5 protein-coding genes and 1 pseudogene are annotated in these 6,366 nt (G+C 72.7%); 4 read left to right on the forward strand and 2 right to left on the reverse strand.

The genetic code is table 11. The annotated features are described in order from the left end of the window. The gene (locus FOE67_RS12925) at positions 1-192 is read right to left on the reverse strand and encodes a DUF3492 domain-containing protein (protein WP_182663748.1); all 192 of its coding nucleotides are present in this window, start codon (positions 190-192) and stop codon (positions 1-3) included. Positions 193-665: 473 nt separating this feature from the next. Next, complete coding sequence (locus tag FOE67_RS12930; protein ID WP_182663750.1) at positions 666-1,508, reverse strand: DUF3152 domain-containing protein; 843 nt, start codon at positions 1,506-1,508, stop codon at positions 666-668. A gap of 187 nt (positions 1,509-1,695) precedes the next feature. Here FOE67_RS12930 and FOE67_RS12935 point away from each other — a divergent pair. The 4 genes and pseudogenes from FOE67_RS12935 to folE form a co-directional block, all read left to right on the forward strand. Continuing rightward, positions 1,696-2,211: pseudogene (locus FOE67_RS12935) on the forward strand (TilS substrate-binding domain-containing protein); the annotation flags it as partial. Between the two features lie 12 nt (positions 2,212-2,223). Then, complete coding sequence (gene hpt, locus FOE67_RS12940) at positions 2,224-2,778, forward strand: hypoxanthine phosphoribosyltransferase (RefSeq protein WP_182663751.1); 555 nt, start codon at positions 2,224-2,226, stop codon at positions 2,776-2,778. A gap of 393 nt (positions 2,779-3,171) precedes the next feature. Beyond that, positions 3,172-5,199 carry an ATP-dependent zinc metalloprotease FtsH gene (gene ftsH / locus FOE67_RS12945; protein ID WP_182663757.1) on the forward strand — a complete coding sequence of 676 codons (2,028 nt, stop codon included), beginning with the start codon at positions 3,172-3,174 and terminating at the stop codon, positions 5,197-5,199. Between the two features lie 174 nt (positions 5,200-5,373). Beyond that, positions 5,374-5,982, forward strand: a complete 609-nt coding sequence (gene folE / locus FOE67_RS12950) for a GTP cyclohydrolase I FolE (protein ID WP_182663753.1) — start codon at positions 5,374-5,376, stop codon at positions 5,980-5,982. Positions 5,983-6,366: the final 384 nt, after the last annotated feature.

Genomic DNA, 6,366 nt, shown 5'->3' on the forward strand with positions numbered 1-6,366 from the left:
TCAGATGTGTATCAGAGACACCACACCGGGCGGGCGGGGGCGGAGGGGCCCGCCCGCCTGGTGTGCCGAGCGACTGAACGCGTGGATCTCGAACGTGTGGCCGCCCAGCCCGTGCAGCAGCCGCTCGCACCAGGCGGCGGAATCGCCGCGTGCGTACGGGTAGCCACCCTCGGTGAGTATCGCGACTCGCACCGGTGACACCCCTCCGTTTCCTGTCTCCGGGGCCCCCGGCCCCTGCCGGCCGGGTCGTGGCCCGACCGCGTCCGGGGTGCCGCCGCGGCGGGCCGGGCGGCCCGTCGGGGTCGGCGTCGGGGCGGGGCGGGAGGCCCGGGATCTCGATCACCGCGGTTCGCGGGAGCGCTCGACCGGCCCCGCGAGGTCCGGGGAACGAAGGTAAGCGGCTGATGGGGGGTCATGACGGACGGTTGTCCGTCACACCACCGGAAGGGGTGAAGAAACGTAACCCCGACCCCCGGGGGGCGTTAACCCGCGGTACGGAGCCCTTCGGTGGGTCTCCCCCGGGTCCGGGCCGGCGGGTGCGCCCCGGGGAGGTGACGCCCCCTCGGCTCCGGGGGCGGGGCACGGCCCGCCCCGGACGCCGGACGCTCCGGGGGCGGGCCGTGACGCGCCGGGAGGCCCCCGTCGTCCCGGTCGGCCCGGGCGCCTCAGTCGTCCCGGTCGTCCCCGTCGGCCCCATCGGCCCCGTGATCGGGGTGCGGCCAGGGGTTGGGCTCACAGGTGACCCCGGCGGTGGTGAGGAACTTCGTCTGCTGCATCATCACCGGGGCCGGCTCCCCCTCCGCCGGGCAGACCACGTGGTTGTAGCCGATGCGGTGGCCCACCTCGTGGTTGATCAGCATCTCGCGGTACCCGCGCAGGTCCGCGCCGAAGGTGTCGGCGCCCTCGGCCCACCGGAAGGCGTTGAGCACCACCCGTTCGGTGCTCGCCGAGTCGCAGGAGACGTTGTCGATCGAGGTGTCCAGACCGGACCGCCGGCACCAGTCGTGCGTGGTACCGGGGGTGGCCAGGGTCAGCACGAAGTCGTACTCCCCCGAGGAGACGCGGGCGAAGGAGCGCTCGCCCCCGTTGCCCCACCCCCGCGGGTCCGAGAGGGTGAGGTGCACCGCCCGGGCGAAGCGCTCCGGGTCCACGCCCATGTCCTCCAGGTCCCGCTCGACGTCCACCCGGTAGCGCAGCAGGGTGCGGGCGTCGGGGTCGACCGGCGGGTCGGAGCCGGCCACCGGGACCAGTTCCCCGCTGCCGGTGGTGCCCGGGTCCATCTCCAGCGGCTCGGCGAACCAGGTGTCGAAGTCGAGAGGTTCCCCGGCCGCCGACTCCCGCTCCCCGACTTCCGGCTCCCCGGGACCCGCGGTGTCACCGGGGTCCACCGGGCCGCCGCCGGGCAGCGGGGGCGCGCCCTCCGCGAGGGCGGCCGCGGCCCGTTCCGCGACCCCGTCCCCCCCTTCCGTCATCTGGCCGGCGACGGTGACCGCGAGGACGGTGACCACCGCCGCGGCCGCCGCGCCGGTGATGGTGCGTCCCCTCCCGCCGGGAGCGGTGCCCGGCCCCCTGTCGTCGGGGGGACCGGCGTCCGCGGCACGGCTCCCCTCCGCCGGGCGCCCCCCGGCACGCCGGCGTCGGCGCCCGCCGGCCCGGTGCCCGTGCCGCGGACCGGCCGCGGGCCGGTCGGGCCCCGGGGAGCAGCGCCGCTACCGACGCCCCTTCCTGGACACCGACCGCCGCACCACCCGCCTGGCCTGCGAGCGCCAGCACCTGCCGGTCTGGGACGACCCGCACAACGCCGACCCCGCCTTCACCCGCTCGCGGGTCCGCCACGAGGCCCTGCCCGCCCTGGAGAAGGCGCTGGGCCGGGGCGTCACCGAGGCGCTCTCCCGCACCGCCCGGCTCTTCCGGGACGACGCCGACGCCCTCGACGCCTGGGCCGAGCGCGCCGCCCGCGCGGCCACCGGCCCCGACGGCACCCTCGACGTCGCCGTCCTCGGGGAGCTGCCGCCCGCCGTGCGGCGCCGGGTGCTGCGGAGGGCCGCCATCGCCGCCGGAGCCCCGGCCGGCTCCCTGTTCGCCCGTCACATCGAGGAAACCGACCGCCTGATCACCGCCTGGCGGGGCCAGCGCCCGCTCAACCTCCCGGGCCGCGTCGAGGCGCGCCGGCAGGGTGGCAGACTGGTGCTGCAGCAGGCGATCCGATAGAGAGTGGCGACGGTGCGAGAGAAAGACCTGGGCGCGGACCTTCATGAGGTGCTCATCACCAAGGACGAGATCGACTCCAGGCTCGCCGAGCTGGCCGGGGAGATCGACGCCCGGTACGAGGGGCAGGACCTCCTCATCGTGGGGGTCCTCAAGGGGGCCGTGATGGTCATGGCCGACCTGGCCCGGGCCCTGGCCACCCCGGTCACCATGGACTGGATGGCGATCTCCTCCTACGGGGCCGGCACCCAGTCCTCCGGTGTGGTCCGCATCCTCAAGGACCTGGACACCGACATCAAGGACAAGCACGTCCTGATCGTCGAGGACATCATCGACTCGGGGCTGACCCTCTCCTGGCTGCTGGCCAACCTCGGCTCCCGCGAGCCGGCCTCGCTGGAGATCGTGACCCTGTTGCGCAAGCCCGATGCCGCGAAGGTCGACATCGACGTGCGCTGGGTCGGCTTCGACATCCCCAACGAGTTCGTCGTCGGCTACGGCCTGGACTACGCGGAGAAGTACCGCAACCTGCCGTTCGTCGGCACCCTCGCCCCGCACGTGTACGGCGGCTGACGGCCGGGGCGGTGTGACCGGGAATACCCCGTTCCCGCCGGCGGTTGTCCGGCGGGAACGGAACCCCGGGTCGGTCCACCGCGTTGAACCGGTGGACTTCCCCGCCGCCCGGCTCCCGGAGTCGGGGCCCCGGGCGCCCCGCGCGGCCGGCCGGAAGGGTTCCCCCGCGGCCCGCCGCGACGAATCCTCCCGGCGCCTCGGCAGCGCCGGACGGTCCCCCCGGGGTACCGTCGCGAGGAGTCAGCTTGTTCTGTGCCGGGAGCGCGCCGGCCGAATCAGGACACCGCACGCACAGCGGATCCCGTCCGGGGGCTGTGCCTCGATGTGGCAGGAGGGACGGGGCTGCGCAGCCCCGTGTGGAGAGACGTGAAGCGCTACTTCCGTGGGCCGGTCATGTGGATCATGCTGGCCGTCCTCGCCGTGATCCTGTTGATGAACGTGTTCCGCACCTCCGAGGGCTACACGACGGTCGACACCGCCGAGGTCGTGCAGGCGATCAACCAGAACAAGGTCCGATCCGCCGAGCTGACCACCGGTGACGAGCAGCGGATCAAGATCGAGCTGAAGGACGGCGAGGAGATCCAGGGGGCCACCGCCGTCCAGGCCAGCTACATCGGTGAGCAGGGCAGCGAACTGGCCAAGCTCCTCCAGGCCAAGTACCAGGACGAGGAGGGGCTGCTCCCCGACGGTTACACCGTCAGCCCGCAGTCGCAGAACGCCTTCGTCGGCATCCTGCTCTCCTTCCTGCCCATCCTGCTGATCCTGCTGGTCTTCCTGTTCCTGATGAGCCAGATGCAGGGCGGCGGCTCGCGGGTGATGAACTTCGGCAAGTCCAAGGCCAAGCTCATCACCAAGGACACCCCCAAGACCACCTTCGCCGATGTCGCCGGCTCCGACGAGGCCGTCGAGGAACTGCACGAGATCAAGGAGTTCCTCCAGGAGCCGGGCAAGTTCCAGGCCGTCGGCGCCAAGATCCCCAAGGGCGTGCTGCTCTACGGCCCGCCCGGCACCGGCAAGACCCTGCTCGCCCGGGCGGTCGCCGGCGAGGCCGGGGTGCCGTTCTACTCCATCTCCGGCTCCGACTTCGTCGAGATGTTCGTCGGCGTCGGTGCCTCCCGGGTCCGCGACCTGTTCGAGCAGGCGAAGGCGAACGCCCCCGCGATCGTCTTCGTCGACGAGATCGACGCCGTCGGCCGGCACCGCGGGGCCGGCATGGGCGGTGGCCACGACGAGCGCGAGCAGACCCTCAACCAGCTCCTGGTCGAGATGGACGGCTTCGACGTCAAGGGCGGCGTCATCCTCATCGCCGCCACCAACCGTCCCGACATCCTGGACCCGGCGCTGCTGCGCCCGGGCCGCTTCGACCGGCAGATCGCCGTGGACCGCCCCGACATGCAGGGCCGGCTGGAGATCCTCAAGGTCCACAAGAAGGGCAAGCCGGTCGCCCCGGACGTGGACCTGGGCGCCGTCGCCCGCCGCACCCCCGGCTTCACCGGCGCCGACCTGAACAACGTGCTCAACGAGGCCGCTCTGCTCGCCGCCCGCGCCGACGCCAAGCTGATCGACAACAAGTTCCTCGACGAGGCGATCGACCGGGTCGTGGCCGGTCCGCAGAAGCGGACCCGGATCATGAGCGACAAGGAGAAGCTGATCACGGCCTACCACGAGGGCGGTCACGCCCTGGTGGCCGCGGCCAGTCCCAACAGCGACCCCGTCCACAAGGTCACGATCCTCTCCCGCGGCCGCGCCCTGGGCTACACCATGGTGCTGCCGGAGGAGGACAAGTACTCCACCACGCGCAACGAGATGCTGGACCAGCTGGCCTACATGCTCGGTGGGCGGGCCGCCGAGGAGTTGGTCTTCCACGACCCGACCACCGGCGCCGGCAACGACATCGAGAAGGCCACCGCGACGGCCCGGGCGATGGTCACCCAGTACGGCATGAGCGAGCGGCTGGGCGCGATCAAGTTCGGCTCCGACTCCTCCGAGCCCTTCCTGGGCAAGGAGATGGGCCACCAGCGCGACTACTCCGAGGAGATCGCGGGGGTGGTGGACGAGGAGGTCAAGAGCCTCATCGAGACCGCCCACAACGAGGCCTGGGAGATCCTGGTCGAGAACCGGGACGTGCTGGACAACCTCGTCCTGGAGCTGTTGGAGAGGGAGACGCTGAACAAGGAGGAGCTGGCGGAGATCTTCCGCCCGGTGGTCAAGCGTCCGGCCCGTCCGGCGTGGACCGGCTCCAGCCGGCGCACCCCCTCCACCCGCCCGCCGGTGGCGGTGCCAGCCAAGCCGATCGGGCTGACCAAGGCCAACGGCAGCGCCGGTGCCGGCGTGGAGGCCGGCTCCGGTTCCTCTCCGGCGAAGCGGGAGATCACCGGCTCCGGGGGAGTCGGGGACGCCGGCGGATCGACGATCGACTGACCCCGCCCGGCCCGGGCCGCGCCGTCGGGCGGGACCGACGGGCCCGACGGGAATGTCACACGCGCCCCTCGCGTTGTCCCCGGGGGGCGCGTCGTCGTTTCGTCGCGCCCCGTGCCCCGACCCGGGGCGACCGGACGGCGGACGCGCCGGACCAGCAAGACGGAAGAGGACACGATGACCGACCCGGTGACCCGGGCCACCGACGGTGCGCCCATCGGCGAGTTCGACGAGAAGCGCGCCGAGAACGCCATCCGCGAACTGCTCATCGCGGTCGGCGAGGACCCCGATCGCGAGGGCCTGCGCGACACCCCCGCCCGGGTGGCCCGCTCCTACCGGGAGATCTTCGCCGGTCTGTGGCAGACCCCCGAGGACGTCCTCACCACCACCTTCGACCTCGGGCACGACGAGATGGTGCTGGTCAAGGACATCGAGGTGTTCTCCAGCTGTGAGCACCACCTGGTGCCGTTCACCGGGGTCGCGCACATCGGCTACATCCCCTCGGCCAGCGGCAAGATCACCGGGTTGTCGAAGCTGGCCCGTCTGGTCGACGTCTTCGCCCGCCGTCCGCAGGTGCAGGAACGGCTGACCACGCAGATCGCCGACTCGCTGATGCGCATCCTGGAGCCGCGCGGGGTGATCGTGGTCATCGAGTGCGAGCACATGTGCATGACGATGCGCGGTGTGCGCAAGCCCGGTGCCAAGACCACCACCTCGGCGGTGCGCGGACAGCTCCGCGACTCGACCACCCGCGCCGAGGCGATGTCCCTCATCCTCTCCCGCTGAGACGTCCCGTTCCGGTCCGTCGCACGGGTCTCCCGGCCGGCGGACCGGTTCGTCTTCGTCCATCCTCTTGACAGGGTCATGACCTGGCCGGCTTCATGGGGGTGTCGAACCCGTTTCGACGCCTCCGGGAGGCGACGGGGACACGCTGCGGCACGCCGGTGATTGGGAGCGCTCCCACAAGCGCTCGGGGCGGCCGTTCCGTCCCCCGGCCCCCACCGCTCCCGGAAGCGGTGTCGCTGCCGCCGCGGAGGCCTCGGGACCCCTCCGCGGCGGAGCGCCCCCCACCGCACCGGCTCCGGGCCCCGCCGCCGTCCGGCGACAGGAGGGGAGGGTCCGGTGGTTCGCGCGCCACGGAAGTCGCCACCCCCGGCCGCGGCCCACCGG

The sequence above is a fragment of the Streptomyces calidiresistens genome (genome assembly GCF_014141525.1).
GTDB classification, from domain to species: domain Bacteria; phylum Actinomycetota; class Actinomycetes; order Streptomycetales; family Streptomycetaceae; genus Streptomyces; species Streptomyces calidiresistens.